1 rRNA gene is annotated in these 279 nt (G+C 60.6%); it reads right to left on the bottom strand.

Features of this window, described 5'->3' with window-relative positions:
* Window positions 1-279, bottom strand: a 23S ribosomal RNA gene (locus tag AC2CJA_RS27415); the annotation flags it as partial.

Genomic DNA, 279 nt, shown 5'->3' with positions numbered 1-279 from the left:
GAACGCCTCGGTATTCTCTACCAGACCACCTGAGTCGGTTTAGGGTACGGGCCGCCATGCAACTCGCTAGAGGCTTTTCTCGACAGCATAGGATCATCCACTTCACCATCATCGGCTCGGCATCAGGTCTCAGGCACTCATGCCAGACGGATTTACCTGCCTGGCGCCCTACACCCTTACCCCGGGACAACCACCGCCCGGGCTGGACTACCTTCCTGCGTCACCCCATCACTCACCTACTACCGGATCGGACCGTCGGCTCCACCCACACCCGACACC

This window comes from Streptomyces sp. ATLC9 (genome assembly GCF_057196705.1).
The sequence above is the reverse complement of the archived record's forward strand: the minus strand, read 5'-3'. Positions and strand labels throughout refer to the sequence as shown.